Origin of the sequence: Aeromonas sp. R7-1 (assembly GCF_040908115.1) — a bacterium.
Lineage (GTDB): Bacteria > Pseudomonadota > Gammaproteobacteria > Enterobacterales > Aeromonadaceae > Aeromonas > Aeromonas caviae.
Window position 1 is genome coordinate 68,681 of sequence record NZ_JBFODD010000018.1, and the last position, 24,619, is coordinate 93,299.

General features: G+C 62.7%; 26 protein-coding genes. 8 read left to right on the forward strand and 18 right to left on the reverse strand.

The annotated features are described in order from the left end of the window. Positions 1-3: 3 nt before the first annotated feature. The 5 genes from lepA to rpoE form a co-directional block, all read right to left on the reverse strand. Positions 4-1,797: a translation elongation factor 4 gene (lepA, locus tag AB5Y51_RS02530; protein ID WP_042016225.1), complete on the reverse strand. Its 1,794-nt coding sequence runs from the start codon at positions 1,795-1,797 to the stop codon at positions 4-6. Positions 1,798-1,956: 159 nt separating this feature from the next. Then, complete coding sequence (locus tag AB5Y51_RS02535; protein WP_039040538.1) at positions 1,957-2,418, reverse strand: SoxR reducing system RseC family protein; 462 nt, start codon at positions 2,416-2,418, stop codon at positions 1,957-1,959. Positions 2,419-2,508: 90 nt separating this feature from the next. Further along, positions 2,509-3,489 carry a MucB/RseB C-terminal domain-containing protein gene (locus AB5Y51_RS02540; RefSeq protein WP_010675643.1) on the reverse strand — a complete coding sequence of 327 codons (981 nt, stop codon included), beginning with the start codon at positions 3,487-3,489 and terminating at the stop codon, positions 2,509-2,511. Positions 3,490-3,510: 21 nt separating this feature from the next. Further along, a complete protein-coding gene (locus AB5Y51_RS02545; protein WP_041211670.1) occupies positions 3,511-4,098 on the reverse strand; it encodes a sigma-E factor negative regulatory protein in 588 nt (195 codons plus the stop codon). A gap of 22 nt (positions 4,099-4,120) precedes the next feature. After that, on the reverse strand, positions 4,121-4,702 hold the full coding sequence (gene rpoE, locus AB5Y51_RS02550) for an RNA polymerase sigma factor RpoE (RefSeq protein ID WP_010675645.1): 582 nt from the start codon (positions 4,700-4,702) through the stop codon (positions 4,121-4,123). A 181-nt stretch (positions 4,703-4,883) separates the two neighbouring features. Here rpoE and nadB point away from each other — a divergent pair, with 181 nt between their 5' ends. Further along, positions 4,884-6,491 (forward strand): L-aspartate oxidase, encoded by a 1,608-nt coding sequence (nadB, locus tag AB5Y51_RS02555; RefSeq protein WP_010675646.1) that lies wholly within the window; start codon positions 4,884-4,886, stop codon positions 6,489-6,491. A 103-nt stretch (positions 6,492-6,594) separates the two neighbouring features. On the opposite strand, the gene AB5Y51_RS02560 is transcribed toward nadB, so the two are convergent. Beyond that, entirely contained in the window at positions 6,595-6,966 is a 372-nt protein-coding gene (locus AB5Y51_RS02560; RefSeq protein WP_330143880.1) for a protein YgfX, read from the reverse strand. Between the two features lie 58 nt (positions 6,967-7,024). Beyond that, entirely contained in the window at positions 7,025-7,294 is a 270-nt protein-coding gene (locus AB5Y51_RS02565) for a succinate dehydrogenase assembly factor 2 (RefSeq protein WP_010675648.1), read from the reverse strand. 113 nt (positions 7,295-7,407) lie between these two features. Between AB5Y51_RS02565 and ygfZ the strand changes: the two genes are divergently transcribed. Beyond that, the gene (gene ygfZ, locus AB5Y51_RS02570; protein WP_368178014.1) at positions 7,408-8,319 is read left to right on the forward strand and encodes a tRNA-modifying protein YgfZ; all 912 of its coding nucleotides are present in this window, start codon (positions 7,408-7,410) and stop codon (positions 8,317-8,319) included. A 7-nt stretch (positions 8,320-8,326) separates the two neighbouring features. On the opposite strand, the gene AB5Y51_RS02575 is transcribed toward ygfZ, so the two are convergent. After that, positions 8,327-9,208: a LysR family transcriptional regulator gene (locus tag AB5Y51_RS02575; protein ID WP_010675650.1), complete on the reverse strand. Its 882-nt coding sequence runs from the start codon at positions 9,206-9,208 to the stop codon at positions 8,327-8,329. Positions 9,209-9,332: 124 nt separating this feature from the next. Between AB5Y51_RS02575 and AB5Y51_RS02580 the strand changes: the two genes are divergently transcribed. Beyond that, positions 9,333-9,770, forward strand: a complete 438-nt coding sequence (locus AB5Y51_RS02580; RefSeq protein WP_039040541.1) for a PACE efflux transporter — start codon at positions 9,333-9,335, stop codon at positions 9,768-9,770. Positions 9,771-9,840: 70 nt separating this feature from the next. On the opposite strand, the gene AB5Y51_RS02585 is transcribed toward AB5Y51_RS02580, so the two are convergent. Continuing rightward, the gene (locus AB5Y51_RS02585; RefSeq protein ID WP_010675652.1) at positions 9,841-10,182 is read right to left on the reverse strand and encodes a hypothetical protein; all 342 of its coding nucleotides are present in this window, start codon (positions 10,180-10,182) and stop codon (positions 9,841-9,843) included. Positions 10,183-10,365: 183 nt separating this feature from the next. On the opposite strand from AB5Y51_RS02585, the gene cutA reads away from it, so the two are divergent. The 4 genes from cutA to AB5Y51_RS02605 all read left to right on the forward strand — a co-directional run bounded on the left by cutA (position 10,366) and on the right by AB5Y51_RS02605 (position 13,486). After that, on the forward strand, positions 10,366-10,683 hold the full coding sequence (gene cutA, locus AB5Y51_RS02590; protein ID WP_010675653.1) for a divalent-cation tolerance protein CutA: 318 nt from the start codon (positions 10,366-10,368) through the stop codon (positions 10,681-10,683). Next, positions 10,680-12,458, forward strand: coding sequence for a protein-disulfide reductase DsbD (locus tag AB5Y51_RS02595; RefSeq protein ID WP_368178015.1), 1,779 nt, complete (start codon positions 10,680-10,682; stop codon positions 12,456-12,458). Before cutA ends, AB5Y51_RS02595 begins: the two co-directional genes overlap by 4 nt. Before the next feature lie 63 nt (positions 12,459-12,521). Beyond that, complete coding sequence (locus tag AB5Y51_RS02600; RefSeq protein ID WP_050498250.1) at positions 12,522-12,974, forward strand: GNAT family N-acetyltransferase; 453 nt, start codon at positions 12,522-12,524, stop codon at positions 12,972-12,974. 86 nt (positions 12,975-13,060) lie between these two features. Then, entirely contained in the window at positions 13,061-13,486 is a 426-nt protein-coding gene (locus AB5Y51_RS02605) for a hypothetical protein (protein WP_368178016.1), read from the forward strand. Positions 13,487-13,505: 19 nt separating this feature from the next. Here the strand turns inward: AB5Y51_RS02605 and AB5Y51_RS02610 are convergent, their stop codons facing one another. From AB5Y51_RS02610 to AB5Y51_RS02650, 9 genes are all read right to left on the reverse strand, one after another. Further along, the gene (locus AB5Y51_RS02610) at positions 13,506-14,807 is read right to left on the reverse strand and encodes an FAD-binding oxidoreductase (protein ID WP_041213912.1); all 1,302 of its coding nucleotides are present in this window, start codon (positions 14,805-14,807) and stop codon (positions 13,506-13,508) included. 153 nt (positions 14,808-14,960) lie between these two features. Next, entirely contained in the window at positions 14,961-16,040 is a 1,080-nt protein-coding gene (gene fbaA, locus AB5Y51_RS02615; RefSeq protein ID WP_010675658.1) for a class II fructose-bisphosphate aldolase, read from the reverse strand. Between the two features lie 115 nt (positions 16,041-16,155). After that, on the reverse strand, positions 16,156-17,319 hold the full coding sequence (locus AB5Y51_RS02620; protein ID WP_010675659.1) for a phosphoglycerate kinase: 1,164 nt from the start codon (positions 17,317-17,319) through the stop codon (positions 16,156-16,158). 66 nt (positions 17,320-17,385) lie between these two features. Then, complete coding sequence (gene epd, locus AB5Y51_RS02625; protein WP_368178017.1) at positions 17,386-18,396, reverse strand: erythrose-4-phosphate dehydrogenase; 1,011 nt, start codon at positions 18,394-18,396, stop codon at positions 17,386-17,388. A 50-nt stretch (positions 18,397-18,446) separates the two neighbouring features. Then, on the reverse strand, positions 18,447-19,376 hold the full coding sequence (locus AB5Y51_RS02630; RefSeq protein ID WP_226044703.1) for an ROK family protein: 930 nt from the start codon (positions 19,374-19,376) through the stop codon (positions 18,447-18,449). Positions 19,377-19,527: 151 nt separating this feature from the next. Then, positions 19,528-20,595 (reverse strand): uroporphyrinogen decarboxylase, encoded by a 1,068-nt coding sequence (gene hemE / locus AB5Y51_RS02635; protein ID WP_368178018.1) that lies wholly within the window; start codon positions 20,593-20,595, stop codon positions 19,528-19,530. Positions 20,596-20,734: 139 nt separating this feature from the next. Next, positions 20,735-21,514: an NAD(+) diphosphatase gene (gene nudC / locus AB5Y51_RS02640; RefSeq protein ID WP_039040550.1), complete on the reverse strand. Its 780-nt coding sequence runs from the start codon at positions 21,512-21,514 to the stop codon at positions 20,735-20,737. A gap of 165 nt (positions 21,515-21,679) precedes the next feature. Continuing rightward, positions 21,680-22,285, reverse strand: a complete 606-nt coding sequence (locus AB5Y51_RS02645) for a TIGR04211 family SH3 domain-containing protein (protein ID WP_010675664.1) — start codon at positions 22,283-22,285, stop codon at positions 21,680-21,682. A gap of 152 nt (positions 22,286-22,437) precedes the next feature. Further along, entirely contained in the window at positions 22,438-23,190 is a 753-nt protein-coding gene (locus AB5Y51_RS02650; RefSeq protein ID WP_029314808.1) for a potassium channel family protein, read from the reverse strand. Positions 23,191-23,290: 100 nt separating this feature from the next. On the opposite strand from AB5Y51_RS02650, the gene AB5Y51_RS02655 reads away from it, so the two are divergent. Further along, positions 23,291-24,541, forward strand: a complete 1,251-nt coding sequence (locus tag AB5Y51_RS02655) for a methyl-accepting chemotaxis protein (RefSeq protein WP_010675666.1) — start codon at positions 23,291-23,293, stop codon at positions 24,539-24,541. The last annotated feature ends 78 nt before the right edge of the window (positions 24,542-24,619 follow it).

Here is a 24,619-nt window from a genome sequence, read left to right on the forward strand (position 1 = left end):
CGATTAATCCTTTCCGACGTGGAGAATGGCGAGGAAGGCCTCTTGCGGCACGTCCACACGGCCCAGAGACTTCATCCGCTTCTTGCCTTCTTTCTGCTTGTTCAGCAGCTTCTTCTTCCGGCTCACGTCACCACCGTAGCACTTGGCGGTGACGTCTTTACGCAATGCCTTGACGGTGCTACGGGCGATGATCTGGTTGCCGATGGCGGCCTGAATGGCGATGTCGAACATCTGGCGCGGGATCAGCTCGCGCATCTTCTCCACCACCTGGCGACCGCGATACTGGGCGTTCTCCTTGTGGGTGATGATGGCCAGGGCGTCGACCCGCTCGCCGTTGATCATGATGTCCAGACGGACCATGTCGGAGGTTTCGAAACGCTTGAAGCCGTAGTCCAGGGAGGCGTAGCCGCGACTGGTGGACTTCAGACGGTCGAAGAAGTCGAGCACCACTTCCGCCATCGGGATCTCGTAGGTCAGCGCCACCTGCTTGCCGTGGTAGACCATGTTGGTCTGTACGCCGCGCTTCTCGATGCAGAGGGTGATGACGTTGCCCATGTACTCCTGCGGCAGCAGGATGTGGCACTCGGCGATGGGCTCGCGCATCTCCTTGATGTTGTTGATGGCGGGCATCTGGGCCGGGCTGTCGATGTGGATGGTGGAGCCATCGTTCAGCTCGATCTCGTAGACCACGGTTGGCGCTGTGGTGATGAGATCCAGGTCGTATTCACGCTCCAGACGCTCCTGGATGATCTCCATGTGCAGCATCCCGAGGAAGCCGCAGCGGAAGCCGAAGCCCAGCGCCGTGGAGCTCTCCGGTTCGTAGAACAGGGAGGCGTCGTTGAGGGAGAGCTTCTCCAGCGCATCGCGGAAGGACTCGTAGTCATCGCTGGAGATGGGGAACAGGCCCGCATAGACCTGGGGCTTCACCTTCTTGAAGCCGGCCAGCGCCTTCTCGGCACCGTGCTTGGCCAGGGTCAGGGTATCCCCCACCGGCGCACCGTGGATGTCCTTGATGCCGCAGACGACCCAACCTACCTCGCCACAACCCAGGCCGTCGGTGTCCACCTGCTTCGGCGTGAAGATACCGATGCGATCCACACCCCATACCTGACCGGTGCTCATCACCTTGATCTTGTCGTTCTTTTTCAGGGAACCGTTCTTGATCCGCACGAGCGACACGACCCCGAGGTAGGAGTCGAACCAGGAGTCGATGATCAGCGCCTGCAGCGGCGCCTCCGGATCCCCTTCCGGGGACGGGATCTTGGCGACGATCTCTTCCAGCACCAGATCGACACCGAGGCCGGTCTTGGCGGAGCAGCGCACCGCGTCCACCGCGTCGATGCCGACGATGTCCTCGATCTCCTCGGCAACCCGCTCGGGCTCTGCGGCCGGCAGGTCGATCTTGTTCAGCACCGGCACCACTTCCAGCTCCATTTCCATGGCGGTGTAGCAGTTGGCCAGAGTCTGTGCCTCAACCCCCTGACCGGCATCCACCACCAGCAGTGCCCCTTCACAGGCAGCCAGGGAGCGAGAAACCTCGTAGGAGAAATCCACGTGGCCCGGGGTGTCGATAAAGTTCAGCTGATAGGTGTTACCGTCTTGTGCCTGGTAGTTCAGGGTCACACTCTGTGCCTTGATGGTAATGCCGCGCTCGCGCTCCAGATCCATGGAGTCCAGCACCTGGGCCTGCATCTCGCGATCGGACAGGCCGCCGCAAGTCTGGATCAGACGGTCCGACAGGGTCGACTTACCGTGGTCGATGTGCGCAATAATCGAAAAGTTACGAATGTGTTTCATCGAGCAAGAATCACTCAAAATTAAGTTAGGGTCGGATATGAGGGCAGGATTTTACTGGATAACCCGGTCGACGGCCAATCTTTAGTCGGCGGGCCCCACAAATAGCGCCTTGTCTGGCGGGCGTTGGGCACCTGGATGCCCTCCGCCAGACCCGGCCCCTCAAGAGAGATGACGGGTATTGAGCACCACCCCGAGCATGCGGGGACCGTATTCCCCCTGCTCGAGCCGGTCAGAAAAGTAACGAACCAGTAAAAATCCGATGGCGCCGCCCAGCAGACAGCAGAGGATGGTCACCCCCTCTCCCGCCGACAAGAGCGGCACCAGCCAGAGCTGGCCGAGCAGGGCGCCCAGCAGCAGACAGAAGAGCGGCAGCACGTACACCAGAGCCGCACCGCGCAGGATGCTGGCCTGAGGGATGCCCAGGCGGATCTGCTGGCCCACCGCCACATCGCCGGTGAGGGCGACCCGCAGCCGCTGCGCCTTCATGGGAAAGGCCTTGGCGACGGTGCCGGTCCCGCAGCTGGATTGTTGGTGGCAACCGCTGCAGGCGGATCGCCGCTCGCACTCCACCCAGGCGTGATTGCCGTCGATAGCCACTACTGTGGCCAGCTCTTCACTCATGTTACTCACCTGATGACTCCTCACAGGGGGCGGTGGATGCACCGGATCTCAGCACGGCGGCATCCTCAGGGCAAGTCTCACGGCAAAGACTCACTGCACCGCCTCGTTGCGGGCCAGGGGCTGCACTGCCTCGGCGATGCGCTTGGCGGTTTCGGCGGGCACCTCACCCACCACGGTGATCTCCACCCCGACCTCGTTGACGAAGCTCACCAGCGAGGTGGCCCCCTGGCGAATCAACTGCTGGCGCACCGCCTGCTTGGGATCGACCCGTGAGACGTAGACGGAGAGATCCACCAGCCCGTCGGAGAGCATCATGTAATCCACCGGCAGACTGGTGCTGACCAGCTGATGCCGATCCTGAGAGAGCACCTTGAAGCCATCGGGCAACCAGGTCAGGTGCCAGTTGAGGGTCTGCTGGGGAGCGGGATAGGCATCTTCCAGCGCCAGCGCATCCGGCAGCTTGCTGCGTGCCAGGGTGACCAGCCAGGGGGCCGGCGCAGATTGCCTGTCCAGATCCACCCCCAGCACCTGCTCCACCAGATTGCCTTCTCGATCCACCATGTCCACCCGCAGCAGCAGATGGCTCTGTTCGTCAATCCAGAGCACGAAGCCGTACTTGTCCGCCTCCTTGGGCACCAGCCGTACCACTTGTGCCACCAGGCCGGCCACCCGGCTGCGGCCCGCCAGCACGGGGTCATAACTCTCCATCACCCGGGGCAGCGGCATCCTCACCAGGCTCGACCAGACCCCGGGGAAACGCGCCCCCTTGAGGGTGTAGGGTTCATGGGTGTTTTCGAAGAAGGTGTATTCGTTCTGGCGTTGCAGGAACTCCACGGCCTTGCCGTCGAGATAGCTCAAGTGAGCCACCTCCTTGCCATCGATGATCCCGTGGCTGAAACGGATAGGCTCGAGGCGCCCCTGGCGGGCCTTGACCATGGACAATTCGAAGTTTTGTTGCGAAACGGCACTCTGCATCTGCTGCAACAAGGCCTCGGCCGACAGATCGTCGGCCGAGGCCTTGGCACAAATCAACAGGAGAGAGGCCAGCAGGATACGGCTGGACTGGCGCACGATCTGATCCCTAAAAATGCGTTATTCCTGAATCTGCTTGTCTTGCAGCAGACGCTGTTGCAGTTGATGGTCGCGCAGGAAGGCATTGATGCGCTCGCGCTGCTCCTGCATCTGCTGCTCGCTCAGACCTTGCTGACGCACACCGGTCCGGCTGCCATCCTGGGGATAGTGCACGCTCACCGGCGCAGCACTGCCACCCACGGGTATGGTATTGAGCACCGGGCTGGTCGGCACACCATCCTTGCCCTGGTACTGCTGCACGCCGAAGATGACGGCGGCAGCCACGGAGGCGGCAATGGCATACTGCCCCACTTGCTGGCCAAAGCGGCGAACGAAGGGGATCACCTTGCCGGCGGGCTGCACCTGGGGCGCAGCAGGCTGTGCCGGCTTGGGCGCCAGTATGGCGGGTTCATCCTCCAGCGCCAGCATGATGCTGTCGCTGAGATCCAGTTGCAGATTGACCGGCAGGTCACCCCGCATGGCATCACCGATCAGATGGTAACGCGACCAGGTATCCTGCAGAGCGGGATCCGTTCCCAGCTCGTTCAGTACCTCGATTTCGCTGAGGTCGCCATCCATCAGGGCTGAAAGTTGCTCTTTATTTGCCATAAGTTTGCCTGTCTTTCCCCAGTTAATGCTCGATCAGAGGTTGCAGCTTTTTATCGATTGCTTCCCTCGCCCGGAAGATGCGGGATCTCACCGTACCCACAGGGCAATCCATGATCTCCGCAATCTCCTCGTAGCTCAGCCCTTCCATTTCACGAAGGGTGATCGCCGTTCTCAAATCTTCTGGCAAGGCTTCTATGGCGGTAAACACGGTTCGCTTGATCTCGTCGGTCAGCGCCAGGTTTTCCGGGGTGGCCACCTCTTGCAGGGCTTCACCACCACCATAATATTCAGCCTCGTCCGCTTCGACATCACTGCTGGGCGGTCTGCGCCCCTGTGACGTCAGGTAGTTTTTGGCCGTGTTGACGGCGATCCGGTACAACCAGGTGTAAAACGCGCTCTCGCCACGGAATGTCGGCAACGCACGGTAGGCCTTGATGAATGCCTCCTGCGCCACATCCGGTACATCGCCCGGATTGTTGACATACCTGGCCACCAGGTTGACCACCTTGTGCTGGTACTTGCGTACCAACAGGTTGAATGCATTTTTATCGCCACGCTGGACCCGTTCAACCAGCTGTTCGTCCAGTAGATTCTGGTCGCTCATCAGAGCCGTAAAACCCCCATCAGGTTATCGTTTTTCTTTTCCGGCCCCTTCTAAGCGCACAAGTTCAGACAGGAGGAATCAGGGAAAGTTCGCTTGCATTGAAAAAAATGTGATGCGGGCTGCATCACAACCCCCCTTGGGCTACCATGGGGCCAGTTCTTAATCCAGGCCAATGATACTTATGAAAGCAAGTGTTGAATACCTTTGCGACGTACTCATCATTGGCAGCGGTGCCGCCGGTCTGTCCCTCGCGTTGCGATTGGCAGACCAGGCCAAAGTCCTGGTTCTGAGCAAGGGGCCCATCAGTGAGGGGGCCACTCTCTATGCGCAAGGAGGCATCGCTGCCGTGTTCGACGAGACCGACAGCATCGAATCCCACGTGAGCGACACGCTCAACGCCGGCGCCGGGTTGTGCGACCCGGCGGTGGTGGAGTTCACCGCCCGCAACGCCCGCGACTCCATCCAGTGGCTCATTCAGCAAGGGGTCCCCTTCGATCAGGAAGAGGATGCCGAGGGGGAATCCCACTATCACCTGACCCGGGAAGGGGGCCACAGCCATCGCCGCATCTTCCACGCGGCCGACGCCACCGGCAAGGCGGTGCAGCTCACCCTGATCGACCAGGTGCGCGCCCACCCCAACATCCAGCTGATGGAGCGCTTCAACGCGGTCGATCTCATCACCACCCGCAAGCTGGGTCTGCCGGGCAACAAGGTACTGGGAGCCTATGTCTGGAATCGCAACGCCGAGCAGGTCGAGGTGATCCGCGCCCGCTTCGTGGCGCTGGCCACCGGCGGGGCCTCCAAGGTATACCAGTACACCTCCAACCCCGATGTGAGCTCCGGCGACGGCATCGCCATGGCATGGCGCGCTGGTTGCCGGGTGGCGAACCTGGAGTTCAACCAGTTCCACCCCACCAGCCTGTTCCACCCGGACGACCCCAACTTCCTGCTGACCGAGGCCCTGCGCGGCGAAGGGGCCTACCTGCGCCGTCCCGACGGCAGCCGCTTCATGCCGGAGTTTGACGAGCGGGCCGAGCTGGCCCCTCGGGACATCGTCGCCCGCGCCATCGACCACGAGATGAAGCGCCTCGGGGCGGATTGCATGTATCTGGACATCAGCCACAAGCCGGCGGATTTCATCATCAAGCACTTCCCGACCATTTATGAGCGCTGCCTCGCGGTCGGTATCGACATCACCAGGGAGGCGATGCCCATCGTCCCGGCGGCCCACTACACCTGTGGCGGCGTGATGATCGACAACAACGGCCAGACCGACATCCCCGGCCTCTATGCCATCGGCGAGGTGACCTATACCGGGTTGCACGGCGCCAATCGCATGGCCTCCAACTCCCTGCTCGAATGCGTGGTCTATGCCCATCAGGCGGGAGCCGACATCCTGGCCAAGCTGCCCACCAGCGTGGCGCCCCCCAGCCTGCCGGCCTGGGACGAGAGCCAGGTGGATGACTCGGACGAGCAGGTGGTGATCCAGCACAACTGGCACGAGCTGCGGCTGATGATGTGGGATTACGTGGGGATAGTGCGCACCAACAAGCGCCTGGCCCGGGCCAAGCGCCGCATCGACCTGCTCAAGCAAGAGGTGCAGGAGTACTACGCCAACTTCCGCGTCTCCAACAACCTGCTGGAGCTGCGCAACCTGCTGCAGGTGGCCGAGCTCATCGTCAACTGTGCCCTGGAGCGCAAGGAGTCCCGGGGTCTGCACTACAACCTGGATTATCCGGACATGCAGCCGGACTCCAAGCCGACCGTGCTGACCCCGGATCGGGAATAAGGCCGTTGCGTTCGATTCGGGCGTATGCCCTCCCCCAGATGACCCCGCCCAGGCGGGGTCATCTGCTATGAGCGGCAGATGTAGCAGGTAGAGAGAGACGCCCCTAGCGGACAGCGAGGTGGATGGCGCGGGCCAGGGCGCGGTAGTGTGCAGGGGCCAGGGCATCGGAGAAGAGCCAGAGCTGCCCCTCGGAGCCCTCCACCGTCTTCAGCCGCAACCAGAGCACCCCGGGCAGGATGCGGCTGCGGGGATCCAGCCGATGGCGCGCCCCTTGCCACTCGAGCCACTCCCCATCCCAGACGAGCACGCCGCTCGCCGCCGGATGGCGGCGCAACGCGCGCCACAGACTCAGCCCCCAGACAGGGAGGAACAGCCCCCATTGCCAGCCCTGGATCAGGCTGGCGACGGGCAAGAGCAGCAACAGAAACAGGATGCACAGCAGCAGACGCTGCTGGCGGGAGGGGATCACGGGCATCACTACCCGCTGGGGAGACGCGAGGCTGGCCATGAGGGGTGGCGGTCGCGAGTCGGGCTCAGCGCAGGCTGTCGTGACGGGCCTGGTTGCGCTCGAGGATCAGGGGGATCATGGCGGCAAAAGCGGGATCCTCGGGCACGCCGTGACCCATGCACCAGCGGAACAGCTCGGGATCCTCGCACTCCAGCAGGCGGATGAAGGTGCGCTGTTCGGCCTCGCCGAGGCCATCGAACTCGTGCTCAAAGAAGGGCATAAAGATCACATCCAGCTCGAGCATGCCGCGACGGCAGGCCCACTTCAGGCGGGACTTCTCACTTGGGTTCAACATGGAACTCTCCTTACAAAGACCGGGGAATGGTAGCAGCAGGATTTTCCGGCTGACAAACATTCCTTACGTCTTTACCATGCAGGTCACATACTTTCTGTCTCTGGAATCCCATCGTGAGCCTGCCGACCCCTCTTCTTCCTGCCGAGCCGACCCTGTTTTCCCTGACCAACCTGGCCATCACCCGCCTCGGCGGCCCGGATCGCGCCAAGTATCTGCAAGGTCAGGTCACCTGCGACGTCAACGCCCTGCAACCGGGCCAGAGCACCCTCGGCGGCCACTGCGATCCCAAGGGCAAGCTGTGGAGCGATTTTCGCCTGCTCTGCCTGGAAGACAGCCTGCTGATGCTGACCAAGCCCTCGGTGCTGGCCCGCCAGCTGCCGGAGCTCAAGAAGTTTGCGATCTTTGCCAAGGTCGAGATCGGCGAGTTTCAGGGCAGCCTGGCCGGACTGGCCGGTCAGGGGACGGACGACTGGATGGCACAGCACTTCGCGCTGACCGGCACCGGCCTGGTGGAGGGCGGCATGGCAGTCAGGGTGGAGGCGGACCGCTGGCTGCTGGCGAGCACATCCCCGCAGGCCCTGAACCTGCCGGTGGGCGACGAAGGACTCTGGTGGGGGCTGGAAATCAAAGCCGGTCTCCCCCATCTGGAAGCGGTCCATCAGGGGGAATACATCCCCCAGATGCTGAACCTGCAAGCCCTTGATGGCATCAGCTTCAACAAGGGCTGCTACATGGGGCAGGAGACGGTGGCGCGCGCCAAGTATCGCGGCGCCAACAACCGCGCCCTCTTCGTGCTGAGCGGCACTGCCGCAACGCAGGTGGCCAGCGGTGACACCCTGGAGATCCAGCTCGGTGACAACTGGCGTCGCAGCGGTCTGGTGCTCAATGCCTGGCAGCAGCAGGGTCAGGTGTGGCTCACCGCCGTGCTACCCAAGGACACCGAGGCCGACGCCCGCTTCCGCCTCAAGCTGGAAGAGGGCTCCAGCCTCAGTCTGCAACCCCTGCCCTATGCGTTGATCGACTGAATCCCCCCTAGCGAGGCACCCGCGCCAGCAGTGCCTCCTGCAACCAGCGCCCCGCCTGCCCGAGCGGGCGGGCGCGATACCACTGCAACTCCAGCGCCAGTTCTGCCTCAGCGATGAAGTCCGGCTTGAGCACCACCAGCTCCCCCCGCGCCAGGGGCCGGTGCAGCAGAAACTCGGGCACCGCCGCCCATCCCAGCCCCAGTTTCACCAGCTCCAGGATCCCGAGATCCCCCTCCACCCACCACACTTGCGCCGAGAGGCGGAAGCGATGGCGCTCCGTCCCCTCCCGCCGTCCGGTCACCATCAACTGGCGAGCCCCTTGCAGGTCGCTCTCCTTCAACGGCGTCTTGTGGGCCAGGGGGTGATCCGGAGAGACCACCAGGGGCATGGTGACCGTCCCCAGGGAGCGGGAGACCAGCTCCCGCTCGGGGTGCGCCTTCTGGTAGCTGATGCCGAGCTGGGCACGGCCGCTCTTGAGCAGCTCGGTCACGTCTTCCATCAGCGGAAACAGCAGCTCCAGCTCCACCGCCGGGTAACGGCTGGCGAACTCCTCCAGCAGGGAACCAAGCCAGGGCAGGTGGGAGTCATCGTCGATGGCCAGGGTGAGGCGCGACTCGACACCGTTGGCCAGCTCGCCGGCGATGGCCTGCAGTCGCTCGCTCTGGGCCAGCAGCACCCCCGCCTCCTGACAGATGCGGGCACCCGCCTCGGTCAGCACGGGATAGCGGCCGCTGCGATCGAACAGCGCAAGGCCGAGATCGATCTCCAGGTTGGCGATGGCGGCACTCACCACCGACTGGGCCTTGCCCAGCCTGCGCGCCGCCGCCGAGAACGACCCGGTCTCGGCCGTCGCCAGCAATGCCTTGAAGTGTTCCAGTGAAGGGGTCATGAGCCTGCTCCGCCGTGCTGTTGTGTCGTCACATCTATCTATTTTAGCGATAGATACCAACGTGAATCTATCCGGTTTTGGCGATACATTGCCGCCATTCCCTGACCAAAGAGAGAGACAGACCATGCGTACGACCCGTGACCGCCTGCGCCACGCCATCGGCTTCGAATTGATTGGCCTGCTGATCGCCGCCCCGCTGGCCAGCTGGGTGACCGGCGTCGGGCTCAACCACATGGGCCCCCTGGCCCTGTTCTTCTCGGTGGTCGCCACCGTCTGGAACTATGTCTACAACATCGGGGTGGACAAGCTGCTGCTGCGCTATCAGGGCCACACCCACAAGGCGCTGTGGCAGCGGGTGCTGCACACCCTGGGGTTCGAGGGGGGCCTGCTGATCGTGGCCCTGCCGGTGATGTCCTGGTGGCTCGACATCGGCCTGCTGGAGGCGCTGGTGCTGGATATGGGCTTCGTGCTCTTCTACCTGGTCTATGCCTTCGTCTACAACTGGAGCTACGACAAGGTGTTCCCCATTCCCATGGGACAGGTGCAGAAGGCGCTGGGATAAGCGATTCGAGGGGTAAGGGCGAGGCACCATCATGCGATGGCATGATGGTGCTGAAGAGGGCCTCGCGGGGTCAGGCCTGGGCCTTGACCTCTTCCGGCGGGGTATCGTCCTGCCTGGTTTCCTGGCGCATCATGGCTTCGAGGTCGCTCTGGTACTGGTTCAGCATGCGCTGGGCCGCCACCATGTCCCCCTTGTGCAGGCGCTCGAACAGATGATGCTGCACCACGCCGTTGAGGTACTCCACCGTGATGGGTTGCTCCAACGCCGACAACAGCTCCTCTTTTTCCAGCTCCGCATTGATCTCGTCGACACTGGTACGCAGCAGACCGGCCAGTTGCACCAGCATGCGGCGCTCCCCTTCACGCAACAGGCTCAACATGCGGTTTCTCTGCTGCTCATTCTGTTGGGTCATACATTTCCTTACGTAGAATTGGAACAAGCCCGCTCATTCTGCCCTGTCCTTTTCACAGCGTCCATCTCGGGCGCATGACTTATTCCGGGTGCGGGGGGCCGGGTGCTATTTGCCCCCCGGCCCGGTATAGTAACGGCTGATCCAGGGGGCCCGTGCGCCCCGTTGCCGAGACCGTCCATCCCTATGACCGACGCCATTCTGGTGCTCTGCACCTGCCCCGACGAGACCAGTGCAGACCGCCTCTGCGAGCAGCTGCTCGACCAGCGCCTCGCCGCCTGCATCAACCAGCTGCCCGGGGTCACCTCCGTCTATCGCTGGCAGGGCAAGACGGAACGAACCCGGGAGATCCAGCTCGTCATCAAGAGTCGGGCCGCTCTGTTCGAACCCCTGCGCCAGTGCATTCTCGCCCACCATCCCTACGAGGTACCGGAGATCCTGGCGCTCCCGGCAAGCCAGGGCCACCCTGCCTATCTCGACTGGTTGACACAGGAGACCTCATGACCGCCTCTCGCCCCCTCTCCTTCCTGCTGATGCTGCTGGGCCTGCTCTGCGTCCTGACGACGGCCCCCGCCCGGGCCAGCAGCCAGGATCTGCTCGGCAGCCTCGGCATCGAGACCCAGCCAAGATTCCTCAAGGTGGATCAGGCCTTCGCCCTCGAGAGCGAACAACAGGGTGATCGGCTGCTGCTCCGGATACGCATCGCCGACGGCTACTACCTCTATCGCCACAGCATCCGTGTGAAGGGAGAGAACCTCGCCTTCGACGAGCCCGTCCTGCCCCCCGGCACCGAGCACGAGGATGACTTCTTCGGCAAGAGCCGGGTCTATTACCAGGAGGTGCAGATCCCCGTGGCGCTGACCCGGGTCGGGGACGCGGCCAGCCTCACTCTGAGTTACCAGGGCTGCACCGAGGGACTCTGCTACCCACCCACCGACAAGCGGATCGCCGTCGAGCCCCTCGCCGCCCCCGCCCGGGCGGAAGCGGCGGCCCCCCTTCAGGCCACCGACGTGCCGGGCAGCCAGCAGGACAGGCTGGCGGCCGCCCTCGGCAGCCAGGGGTTCTGGATCAGCGTCGCCGCCTTCTTCGCCCTGGGTCTCGGCCTCGCCTTCACCCCCTGCGTCTTCCCCATGTATCCCATCCTGACCGGGATCATCGCCGGGGCAGGGCATCGCCTCTCCACCCGTCGCGCCTTCCTGCTCTCCTTCGTCTATGTGCAGGGGATGGCGGTCACCTATACCCTGCTCGGGCTCGTCGTCGCCTCGGCGGGCCTGCAATTCCAGGCGGCTCTGCAGCACCCCTATGTGCTCATCGGCCTCTCGGTGATGTTCGTGCTGCTCGCCCTCTCCATGTTCGGGCTCTACACCCTGCAACTGCCGAGCAGCCTGCAAACCCGTCTCTCGGGCTTCTCCAACCGCCAGCAGGGCGGATCCGTGGCCGGCGTCGCCATCATGGGCATGATCTCGGGACTGGTCTGCTCCCCCTGCACCACGGCGCCGCTCTCCGGGGCCCTTATCTACGTGGCCCAGAGTGGCGATCTCTGGCTCGGCGGTGCGGCCCTCTATGCCCTCTCCCTGGGCATGGGGCTGCCGCTGCTCTTGCTCGGCACCTCTGGCGGCAAGCTGCTGCCCAGGGCCGGCGCCTGGATGGATGTGATCAAGCAACTCTTCGGTTTTGCGCTGCTGGCGGTACCCATCCTGCTGCTCTCAAGGCTCCTGAGCGACCTCGTCGCCACCCTGCTCTGGCTCGGCTGGGGGCTGGTGCTGTGCGGTTATCTCTATCACCACAACCAGCATCGCGCCCATTCGGTGGGCAAGAGCCTCGGCGGCTTCGTCCTGCTGCTGGCGATGATGGGCCTGGTGGTGGTGGGCAAGGATCTGCTGCTGCCACCCGAGGGGGCCAATGCCGCCGCCCAGACCCAGGCCCCCCGCTTCATTCGCATCAAGACCCTGGACGATCTCAAGGTGCAGCTTGCCGCCGCCCGCGGCAAGCCGGTGTTGCTGGACCTCTACGCCGACTGGTGCGTGGCCTGCAAGGAGTTCGAGCACAAGACCTTCAGCGACCCCGATGTGCAGGCGCGCTTCAGCGAGATGGTGCTGCTGCAGGCGGACGTCACCGCCAACGACGACGCCGACGTGGATCTGCTCAACGGCCTCAACGTGCTGGGATTGCCGACCCTCCTCTTCTTCGATCGCGATGGCAACGAGGTGAACGGCCAGCGGGTGACCGGCTTCATGGGGCCTGTCGAATTTCTCGGCCAGCTGGACAAGCTGCGCTAGATGGAGCTTCGGCGACTGTCAGCGTTTCACCCAGAGCACAGGGGCTGGCTGGAGGAAGTTGTCATGGCAGCCCCAGCCTACAGCTGGCTGACCGAAAGCAAGGGGCCTGCCCCTGCGGATGCCGAAGAGATACTCAAGGTCTGTCCACCGGGGATGGGGCAAGAGGACAAGTTTGTGCTGGCCGTGCTGGAGGGGGAAGAATTGCTTGGCTGCGTCGATCTCATCCGTGGCTATCCCACACCGGATACCGCCTATCTCGGTCTGCTGCTGTTGAAGGAGTGCAGGCAAGGCCGTGGCATCGGCAGCCAAGTCGTCCTACGGCTCATGGAGATGGCGGCAAACTGGGGTTGCACCAACATGCGGCTCGGGGTCATAGAAACCAACCTGCCAGCCCTGCATTTTTGGACCAAGCACGGCTTCCAGCAAGTAGATCGCAAACAGATCGCCGGGTTCAGCGGCGATACCCTGGTCATGACCTGCATCGTTCGCCGTCCCCTTCCCTCGGACCTGCCATAGACTGCTGATTTTTCTGGCTATCTCTTGTATCTGGCCCGTACCGTGGCAAACTTTGCCCCTCCTGTCTCGCATCATCCGGAGTTTTGATGAAAAAGTGGTTCATCCCCCTGCTGGCCCTCTGGCTTTATGGCTGCAACGCAGGTCCCGGTGAAGAGACCATCCAGAGCCAGGTCACCGCCAGGTTGCAGACGGGCACAGATGCTGACCTGTTCGACATCCGCGACTTCGCCGTGCTCGGCAAGGAGGAGCGGATGGAGGGGGTCTATCTGGTCAAGGTGAGCTACCAGCTCCACTTCAAGCAGGGACTGGATCAGTTGCAGGTGTTGCACGACGAGGATCTCGTCTATGACAGGGTCGGCCCCTTCCAGCAGGAGATGGGACTGATGGAGCTCGAGCGCAAATATGGCGACTTTGAGGCAGGCCAGGCCCTGGCGCAGGAGACCCAGGTCTGGATGATGAAGACGGAGCAGGGCTGGCGCCTGGCCGAGCCAGACGCGACGCAGCAGGGATAATCCCGAGCCCCCCCTCTCCCTAGAGCAGATCCTTCAGCCGATACCAGAGCATCCCGAGCGCCAGCAGCGGAGAGCGCAACGCCGGGCCACCCGGGAAAGTCATGTGGGGGACGCGGCTGAAGAGATCGAAGCCCCGGCTCTCCCCCTTGATCGCCTCCGCCACCAGCTTGCCCGCCATGTGGGTGGCATTGAGGCCATGGCCCGAATAGGCCTGGGCATAGAAGACGTTGGGATGCTGCTCGAGGCGGCCTATCTGGGGCAGCCGGTTGGCGCCTATGCCTATCATGCCCCCCCACTGGAACTCGATGGCGGTACCCGCGAGCTCGGGGAAGACCCGCAGCAGCTTGGGCAGCATAAAGGCCTTGATATCACGGGGGTCACGGCCCGAGTAGTTGCAGGCCCCGCCGAACAGCAGGCGACCGTCCGCCGACAGCCGATAGTAGTCGAGCGCCACGTTCTGATCGCACACCGCCATGTTCTGTGGCAGCAGGCGCTGGCGCAGGCGCTTCTCCAGCACCTGGGTAGCGAGAATGTAGGAGCCCGCCGGCAGCACCTTGCCCCCGAGATCGGGCTGGAGGTCGCCCAGGTAAGCGTTGCAGCCGATCACCAGGTAGTCCGCGCTGACCCGGCCGTGGGCCGTGGTCACCTCGACCCGCTCGCCGTAGTCGATGTGGGTCACCCTTGAGTGTTCGAACAGGGAGACCCCGAGACTGGCTGCCGCACGCGCTTCGCCGAGGGCCAGGTTGAGAGGATGCAGGTGACCGGAGCCCATGTCGATCATCCCGCCGATATAGCGATCCGATCCGACCACGGTGTGCATCTCCTCCCGCGCCACCATTTTCAGTGCGTGCCGGTAACCCAGGCTCGCCAGGTGCTCGGCATCCTCCTCGAACCCCTTCAGGTGGCGCGCCTTGGTGGCGAGATCGCAATAGCCCCAGGTCAGATCGCACTCGATATTGAAACGCTCGACCCGCTCGCGCACCAGCTGCACCGCTTCGATCCCCATGAGATCCAGCTCCCGCACGCCCGCCTCGCCAATCCAGCGGGCGAACTGGCTGGTATCGTGGCCGATGCCGCGGATCAGCTGGCCGCCGTTGCGCCCCGACGCTCCCCAGCCGATGCGGTTGGCCTCCAGCAGCACCACCTTGTAACCGGCATCGGCCAGGTTGATGGCGGTGTTGAGGCCGGTGAAACCGCCACCGATGACGCAGACGTCCGCATCCAGCTCACCACTGAGCTCGGGCCACTGCCGATGGTCGTTGCGAGTGGCCGCGTAATAGGAGGCCGTGTGTTCCTGATGTCCCTGTCTTCCTGTCTGCATGCTCAGCATCCTGCCTGGTTGCATTCGTTTACTAAATTAAACGGATGTCATCGATAATACCCAGCCCCCCATCCCCAATCCAGCCCGTCAGGATCACAGAAATGCAAAAGGCGCCCCGAAGGGCGCCTTTTCATGCAATCAAGGTGCTGCGAATTACAGTACGTCGATGGCGTTCAGGTCGGAGAAGGCCTTCTCCAGACGCGCGATCATGGAAGTCTGACCGGCACGCAGCCATACGCGCGGATCGTAGAACTTCTTGTTCGGCTTGTCGGCACCTTCCGGGTTGCCCAGCTGGCCTTGCAGGTAGGCTTCGTTGGACTTGTAGAAGTTCAGCACGCCTTCCCAGGTCGCCCACTGGGTGTCGGTGTCGATGTTCATCTTCACCACGCCGTAGGAGATGGATTCGCGGATCTCTTCCAGGGTAGAGCCGGAGCCACCGTGGAACACGAAGTCCAGGGACTTGGCAGGCAGACCGAACTTCTCGGAGACGTACTTCTGGGAGTTGTCCAGGATCTTCGGAGTCAGCTTGACGTTACCCGGCTTGTACACACCGTGCACGTTGCCGAAGGAGGCAGCGATGGTGAAGCGCGGGCTGATCTTGGACAGACGCTCGTAGGCGTAGGCCACGTCTTCCGGCTGGGTGTACAGGGAGGATTGGTCCAGGTGGCTGTTGTCCACGCCGTCTTCTTCACCGCCGGTGCAGCCCAGTTCCAGCTCCAGAGTCATGTTCATCTTGGCCATGCGGGTCAGGTACTCGCAGCAGATGTCGATGTTCTCTTCCAGAGACTCTTCGGACAGATCCAGCATGTGGGAGGAGAACAGCGGCTTGCCGGTTTCGGCAAAGTGCTTCTCGCCCGCGTCCAGCAGACCGTCGATCCACGGCAGCAGCTTCTTGGCGGCGTGGTCGGTGTGCAGGATCACCGGCACACCGTAGGCTTCGGCAACGGCGTGCACGTGCTTGGCACCGGAGATGGCACCCAGGATGGCAGCTTGCTGGCCTTCCAGCTTCAGACCCTTGCCGGCGGTGAACACGGCACCACCGTTGGAGAACTGTACGATAACCGGGGCTTTGACCTTGGCAGCAGCTTCCAGCACGGCGTTCACGGAGTCGGTACCGACGCAGTTGACGGCCGGCAGAGCGAAGCCGTTTTCCTTGGCGATGGCGAACACTTTCTGAACGTCATCACCAGTGATCACGCCGGGTTTTACGAAGTCGAAAATTTTCTTAGACATGTTTAATCGTCCTGTCTCGTATGCCGTTAATAAAAAGTGGGGGGTTCATCATGAACCGGCACAGCGGCCACATGATAAACGAAACGGGAGGCTTTTGCCCCCCGTCCCGGGTCAATTAGGCTTTGGCGCGCTCTTCGAGAATCGCGACAGCCGGCAGTACCTTGCCTTCTACGAACTCCAGGAAGGCGCCGCCGCCGGTGGAGATGTAGGAGACCTTGTCGGCGATGCCGAACTTGTCGATGGCAGCCAGGGTGTCACCACCGCCAGCGATGGAGAAGGCCGGGGAAGCGGCGATGGCTTCGGCGATCACCTTGGTGCCTTCAGCGAACTGGTCGAACTCGAACACGCCGACCGGGCCGTTCCACAGGATGGTCTTGGCGTTCATGATGATGTCGGCCAGGGCCTTGGCGGAATCCGGACCGATGTCGAAGATCATGTCGCCGTCAGTCACGTCGGACACGGACTTGATGGTGGCCGGGGTGGATTCGGAGAATTCGCTACCCACAACCACGTCGGTGGTCACCGGAATGTTGGTTTCGGCAGCCAGTTTCTTGGCGGTGTCGATCAGATCGTGCTCGCACAGGGACTTGCCGACGTTGTGACCGGCAGCAGCGATGAAGGTGTTGGCGATGCCACCACCGACCACCAGCTGGTCAGCGATCTTGGAGAGGGATTCCAGTACGGTCAGCTTGGTGGAGACCTTGGAGCCGCCCACGATGGCAACCATGGGGCGCTCGGGCTTGAGCATGGCTTTGCCCAGGGCTTCCAGTTCACCGGCCAGCAGGGGGCCTGCACAGGCAACCGGCGCGAACTGGGCCACACCGTAGGTAGAACCTTCGGCGCGGTGAGCAGTACCGAACGCATCCATTACAAAGACGTCACACAGGGCGGCGTATTTTTTGGCCAGATCGATGGTGTTCTTCTTCTCGCCTTTGTTGAAGCGGCAGTTTTCCAGCACAACCAGCTCACCGGCGGCGACGTCTACGCCATCCAGGTAGTCTTTGGCCAGACGAACCGGGCAGGACAGTGCGTCTTTCAGATAGTTGACAACCGGAGCCAGGGAGAATTCTTCGTTGTATTCACCCTCGGTCGGACGACCCAGGTGGGAGGTGATCATCAGCTTGGCGCCTTTTTCCAGAGCCAGCTTGATGGTCGGCAGAGTCGCAACGATACGTGCATCGGAAGTGACCTTGCCGTCTTTTACCGGCACGTTCAGGTCAGCACGGATCAGAACGCGTTTGCCCGCCAGATCCAGGTCGGTCATCTTGATAACAGACATATTCAGTCCTCTATATATTTTCAGGTAATGTTAAAAAAACAGTAACCTTGCGCCCGGTGCAGACTTTCAGCCTGCGGCCATCATGGCCCGGGTGGTATCCAGCATGCGGTTGGCGAAGCCCCATTCGTTATCGCACCACATCAACATCTTGACGAGGTTGGCATCGCTGACCCGAGTCTGGGTACCATCAATGATGCAGGAGTGTGCATCATGATTAAAGTCTACGGAGACCAGTGGCTCTTCCGTGTAGTCCAGAATACCGTGTAATGTACCTCTGGATGCCCGTTGCAGGGCTTGATTTACGTCACTAACTGTCACTTTTTTACGAACAGTAATGCTCAGATCCATGGCGGTTACATTGATGGTCGGTACCCGTACCGCGATCGCCTCGAACTTGCCGGCGAAGTGGGGAAGGATACGTTCCAACCCCTTTGCCAGCTTGGTGTCCACCGGGATGATGGACTGGCTGGCTGCCCGGGTTCTGCGCAAGTCGCCGTGATAGGCATCGATGACTTGCTGATCGTGCATGGCCGAATGAATTGTCGTAATAGTACCACAATTTATCTCGAATTCTCGATGCAATGTTTCGATGACGGGGACCACGCAGTTGGTGGTGCAGGAGGCGTTGGAGACGATCCGCTCCCGCCCGGTCAGCACCTGGTGGTTGACCCCGTAGACGATGGTGGCGTCCACGTCCGCATCCGCCGGATGGGAGAAGAGCACCTTGCCCGCTCCCGTCCCCAGATGCAGCTCGGCATCGGCCCGGGAGCCGAACACCCCGGTGCAGTCCAGCACCACGTCCACCCCCAGCGCCCGCCACGGCAAGTTCGACGGATCCCGCTCGGCAAACAGGGCAATGAGATCCTCCCCCACCTGCATGCTGTTGCCCGCCAGTTGCACCGGATAGCGGAACCGGCCGTGGCTGGTGTCGAAGCGGGTCAGGTGCACCATGGCCTCGGGGGCCGCCAGCTCGTTGATAGCCACTATCTTGATGGTCTTGTCGCGGCCGCTCTCGTAGAGGGCCCGCAGCACGTTGCGGCCGATGCGGCCATAGCCGTTGATGGCAATCTTGATCATGGAAACGTTGTGTCCTTAGCTGCGACAAAGGGATGGGAGGAAGGGGCGACTCACGAGAGCAGTGCCTCGCGAAAGACGCCGCGGGCCAGCAGTGCGGCACCGAATACCCCGGCGCTGTCCCCCAGGGCCGGCGCTATCATGGGGGTGGCGAAACGGGGGTTGAACAGGAAGGGCAATACCGTTTCGCGCCCGGCGCGATAGAGGCTCTGCACATTGCCCACGCCGCCACCGATGACGATGACGTCCGGATCGAGAATATTGATCACGTTGGCCAGCGCCTGGCCGAACAGCAGGTGCAACCTGTCCATGGTGAGCCTGGCGACATGATCATGGGCACTGGCCGCAGCAATCTGGGCGAGCGAGAGACGGCGTTTGGTCCTGGCCTCGTACCAGGCCTCCAGGGCCGGGCCGCTGATGAGGGTTTCGACGCAGCCGCGCTTGCCGCAGTAGCACTCTGGCCCCTCCGGCAACAGGACGTTGTGCCCCCACTCCCCGGCGATGCCGTGGTGACCGTTGAGGATCTGGCCGTTGATGACGATGCCGGCCCCGACCCCGGTGCCCATGATGATGCCGAACACCACTTTTGCATCGGGATGATGCTGGCGCACCGCCCCCAGGTGGGTTTCCGCCAGGGCGAAACAGTTGGCGTCGTTGGCGATGAGCACGGGGACGCCCAGCCTGCGCTCCAGATCTTCCTTGAGCGGCTTGCCGTTGAACTCGGTGGTGTTGCTGTTTTTCAGCAGCCCGGTCTGGGGGTCCCGGGCCCCCGGCGTCCCCATGCCGATGAGTACAGGACGCTGACCGAGTTTGGCGGCACACTCGTCCACCAGTTTGGCGATCTGGCCCAGCATGTGCTGGTAGCCGCCGTGCCGTTCAGTGGGAATGCGGTGGCGCAGCAACACCTCGTCGCCATCGAGCACCACGCACTCGCACTTGGTACCGCCAAGGTCGATGCCCCAATCCCACGCCCGCTTCTCCATCCAGCCTCCTGCCCCTCAACGACCCCATCCCGGCCACGACGGCCAACATGGGGGTGCAGTGTAACCCGAGCCGCGACCAGGATGCAGCCCCCTGTGTCACGGACAGCAAAACGGGGCCCGCAGGCCCCGTTCATCACGCTGTATGCCGCCCTCAGCGACCGTGGTATCGGGCGGAGAGCTCATGCACCGCGTTGACGAACACGCCGGCATGTTCCGGGTCCACATCCTGATGGATGCCGTGCCCCAGGTTGAAGACATGACCGTTGCCATGACCGAAACCGGCCAGAATGGTGGCGACCTCTTCGCGGATCCGCTCCGGGGTGGCGTAGAGCATGGAGGGATCCATGTTGCCCTGCAGCGCCACCTTGTCGCCCACCCGGCGTTTGGCGTCCGCGATGTCGGTGGTCCAGTCCAGCCCCAGGGCATCACAGCCGGTGGCGGCGATCTGCTCCAGCCACTGGCCGCCGTTCTTGGTGAACAGGGTGACCGGCACGCGGCGGCCCTCATGTTCACGGATCAGGCCATCGACGATCTTGTGCATGTACTGCAGGGAAAAGTCGCGGTAATCCCGCGGGGTGAGCACGCCGCCCCAGGTATCGAACACCATGACCGCCTGGGCACCCGCCCTGATCTGGGCGTTGAGATAGCTAATCACGCTGTCCGCCAGCTTGTCGAGCAGCAGGTGCAGGGTCTGCGGCTCTGCATACATCATCTGCTTGATCTTGGTGAACGCCTTGGAGCTGCCCCCCTCCACCATGTAGGTGGCCAGGGTCCAGGGGCTGCCGGAGAAGCCGATGAGCGGCACGTCGCCCTTGAGCTCGCGGCGGATGGTGCACACCGCATTCATCACGTAGCCGAGCTCGTCTTCCGGATCCGGGATGGGCAGGGCCTGCACGTCGGCCATGGAGGTGATCGGGCGCTCGAAGCGCGGGCCTTCCCCGTGTTCGAAGTAGAGGCCCAGCCCCATGGCATCGGGCACGGTCAGGATGTCGGAGAAGAGGATGGCAGCATCGAGTGGATAGCGGCGCAGGGGCTGCAAGGTGACTTCACAGGCCAGCTCGGCGTTGCGACACAGGGACATGAAATCCCCCGCAACGGCGCGGGTCGCCTTGTATTCCGGCAGATAACGGCCAGCCTGACGCATCATCCATACCGGGGTCATGTCCACTTCCTGGCGCAGCAGGGCACGCAGGTATCGATCGTTTTTCAGCTCTTTCATCCCAGTTCCTGAGTCATGTCACGCATAAAATGGCGGACATGATACCACTTTGTGCAAGGCTGAGGGCGCCCCTGACGCCGCACATCGCCGCAGGAGTGCAAAGATGTGAGGGGGCGCATACAAGCGCCCCTGTTTTCCCTCAACGCGCCTCGGCGAGGCACTGTTCGATGAGCCGGCGCGCTATGGTGCCATGAGGGGGCAAGCGCGGCAGCCGGTCAGCCTCAAAGAAGCCTGCCGCCACCAGTTCGTCATCCTGCACCCGGATCTCGCCGCTCTCGTAGTCGGCGGTGAAGCCCATCATCAGGCTGTGGGGGAAGGGCCAGGGCTGGCTCGCCACGTAACGCACATTGGTCACCCGGATGCCGCTCTCCTCGAACACCTCCCGCGCCACGCACTGCTCCAGATTCTCCCCTGCCTCCACGAAGCCGGCCAGCACGGTATACATGGGATCATCCGCCTGATAGTGACGGCGGTGGGCTGCCAGCAAGATAGCCGGCCCCTTGCGTACCGCGACGATGATGCAGGGGGAGATGCGCGGATAGACGACATGGCCATGATGACACCCCTGGGCCCACTCCCCTTCCCTCGGAGTCATGGGGGCACCGCATTCGCCGCAGAAGCGGTGGGTGCGGCGAAAAGTGGCGAGCTGCCAGGCTCGTCCTGCGAGGCGAAAGCCCTCTTCGTCCCCCGCCACCATGAGCTGGCGCAGCGGGGCCATGGCCCCGGTCTCCGCCTCAGCCCCCAGATCCAGCAGATGGCAAGGCAGGCCGTCCCACTCGTCGAAGCGCTCGAAGGGGGCGGTGTGCAGATGGGTGGGCAAAACGGCGCGGGCCCCTTGTGGAATGCGCCCCTGTTCATCCAGCAGGACGAGGTGATCGCCCCCCAGCACGAACCAGAAGGCCTGTTCAGTTGATGACATATGATGAAGGCTCTTGTTGAGAATGCGCGCGGCACAGGATCGTTCGCCTCATCTTACGAGCGGGAAGGGCCGATGGCGACCCCCGACATGGCCCTCTTCTCGCCAGACACACCATGAAAAAAGGCCGCCTCTGGCGACCTTTCATCCTGTTGACCGCCGGTGCGATCAGTTCATCCAGCGCTCGCTGCTCTTGCGACGGCGCGGGAGCATGGGCAGGAGGATCCCGAGCAGGATGCCGCCCCCCACCATGGCACCACCGCGGATGAACCAGTCCATCTGCATGTCGTGCTCACGGTTGTCATAGCTCTGGGTCAGGGCGTCGTTCTGTTCCTTGAGGCTGCTCATCTCGGCGCTCTGGCTGTCCAGACGGGCTTTGAGGCTGGCGATCTCCTTGCTCTGCTCGGCGATCTTGCCATCCTTCTCGGCGAAGCGTTTCTCGTTGTCACCATTGAGGTTCAGCAGACGGGCCTTGGCTTCGTCCAGCTCTTTCTGAACCTGGGGAAGGCGTTCACGCAGGCTGATCTCCCCCTGCAGCTCGCTGTTCTTGATCCAGCCCTCGCGGCCACGACCGTCCACCACCTGGGTGAATCCGGCCTCCTGGTTCACCGCCTTGACCTCCAGCGGCTCACCGGCCTTGACGCTGCCGAGGATCCGGTACTGGGTACCCGGACCGTTGTGGATATAGGTAAAGATGTTGTCTGAAACATAGCGGGTATCGGCCAGTGCCTGTTGGGCACACAAGCAGATCAGGATCCCGAGAAGGGCGCGCATGGTCGATCGATTCTCTTCGTTGGATTAGGTTGCAGGCCGAATGTTAAGCCGCCTGCGGGTCAAAGGACAAGCAAAGAAAAGCGCCATCTCCCCGAGTGAGAGCTGTCTCGCAGCGCCGCCGGTTTACGACGCGACCATTCCAGACGTCGCACCTACTTCTGTTTCAGCGCCTGCACCTCGGCGCGCAGGGCTTTGAGCTCTTTGAGCAGTTGCGCCTGCTGTTCGCTCTGTTGGCGTCGCCACACCGCGGTGTCGTCGTTGGTCTTGCCGGGATGGACGAACAGGCTGGCCATGAAGCCGCTGAGGGCGCCAAACAACCCCACGCCAAAGAGGATCAGCAGGCTGGCGACGAAGCGCCCCTCCTCCGTCTTGGGCACCAGATCCCCGTACCCCACGGTAGAGAGGGTCACCAGCGTCCACCAGAAGGCATCGTAAGGAGTCTGGATCTGGCTGCCGGGTTGCCCCGTTTCCAGCCAGTACATGACGCCGGAGCCGACCCCCAGCAACAGGAAGAAGAGGAAGAGAATGCCGGAGAGGGTGGTTTCGTTGCGTTCACGACGGAACATGGCCAGCAGATCCGGTCTGTCCCGGAGCAACTGGTAGACCCGCCACAGCTGGATGAGCCGCGCCCAGCGCAGTTGTTCCACCATGGGCAGGCTGCCGGGCAGATAGAACCAGTTGCTCTTGAAGAAGGCCATCCTGTCGGAGGCGCGCGCCCAGCCATAGGCGAAGTGAGCGAGGAAGAAGTAGCAGATCAGGCTGTCGACATCATAAAAGAGCTGCAAAGTCTGGGGGCTCAGTTCACCGTGCCCCAGCCAGCGAGCAGCCACCAGGCAGACCGAAATCACGGAGAGAAACCCCATCAGCAGATCCATGGTACGCAAATGAGTTAAGTGATGTCGCATACATTTTCCAACTTTAAGCACGGTGCAAATTAATAAAAAGGAAGATAATGCCGATAGCTATGACGGCAAAGGAATAATGGACGTTGAAAGGAGAAAAATTATGCAGTTGAACCCGCTGGAGAGGCGCATGAGCAACATCCGACTGGTGCCCAAGGTGGTGCTGCTCATGGTGTTCAGCACCCTGCTGCTGCTGGCCAAACTCTGGTTCGATGCCAGCAACCTGGAAGCGACCCTGCTCAGCGAGGGCATTGATGCCGCCATGGCCAACACCATCGCCGATCGCCTGCTCTGGACCGGGCTGGTGGAGACGGCGCTCATGGGGGTCGTCTTCGTGGTGCTGCTGCTCACCGGCTCCCGCCTCATGGTCAAGCAGGTCCACTACCTGGTGGGGCTGCTGGAGCGTTTCGCCAACAAGGATCTCAGCCACAGCGTGCTGCTCAAGTCCCGGGACGAGTTCGGCGACATCGCCAAGGCGGTGGCCCACTCCCAGGAGAACCTCAAGGAGGTGTTCGGGACCCAGCGTGCCGCCTGCAAGGAGCTCAACGAGATCGCCTCCCAGGTGACTCTCTGCATGGATGAGGCGAACGAGGCCATCAACGAGGAGTTCACCCAGATTGAGCAGCTTGCCAGCGCCATGAGCCAGATGGTGGGTGCCATTCGAGAGGTGGCCAACCACGCGGAGCAGGCGTCCCACGCCACCGCCGAAACCAGCCAGCTGGCCGAGGAGGGCAGCCGCTGCGTGGCGGCTACCGTCAACACCATCGACACTCTCTCCGGCAACATCCAGCGCTCCTCCACCGTGGTCAACGAAGTGGAGCACGGGGTCGATCGCATCGGCTCCGTGGTGGACACCATCCGCAGCATCTCCGAGCAGACCAACCTGCTGGCCCTGAACGCTGCCATCGAGGCCGCCCGCGCCGGTGAGGCGGGTCGCGGTTTTGCCGTGGTCGCCTCCGAGGTGCGCGAACTCGCGAACCGTGCCCAGGCGGCCACCGTCGAGATCCAGAAGATGATCGAGCAGCTTCAGGGCAACGCCCGCCAGGCCGTCGGCCTGATGGCCGAGAGCGTGCAGCAGGCGGACAAGGGGGTGGAGCAGGTGACCCAGGCTGGTACCCAGCTCGACACCATAGTGCAGCGGGTGCAGGGAGTGGCCGACATGAACCGCCAGATCGCCGCCGCCTCCGAGCAGCAGAGCTCGGTGGCCGAGGAGATGAATGCCAACCTGGAGCAGGTCAAACAGGTGGTGGAAGGCTCCGTCGTGGTGCTGCGGGAGCTGAAAGATGCCTCCGAACTGGTGGAACACCACAGCCAGACGCTGGACAGCCATATCCAGGCCTTCAAGCTGGCCTGATGCTGGCGCCCATCGTCAAACCTTCAGGCTGGCCTGAGGTCGTGATTTGAGTACACTGGAAGGCCCCCTTAGGGGCCT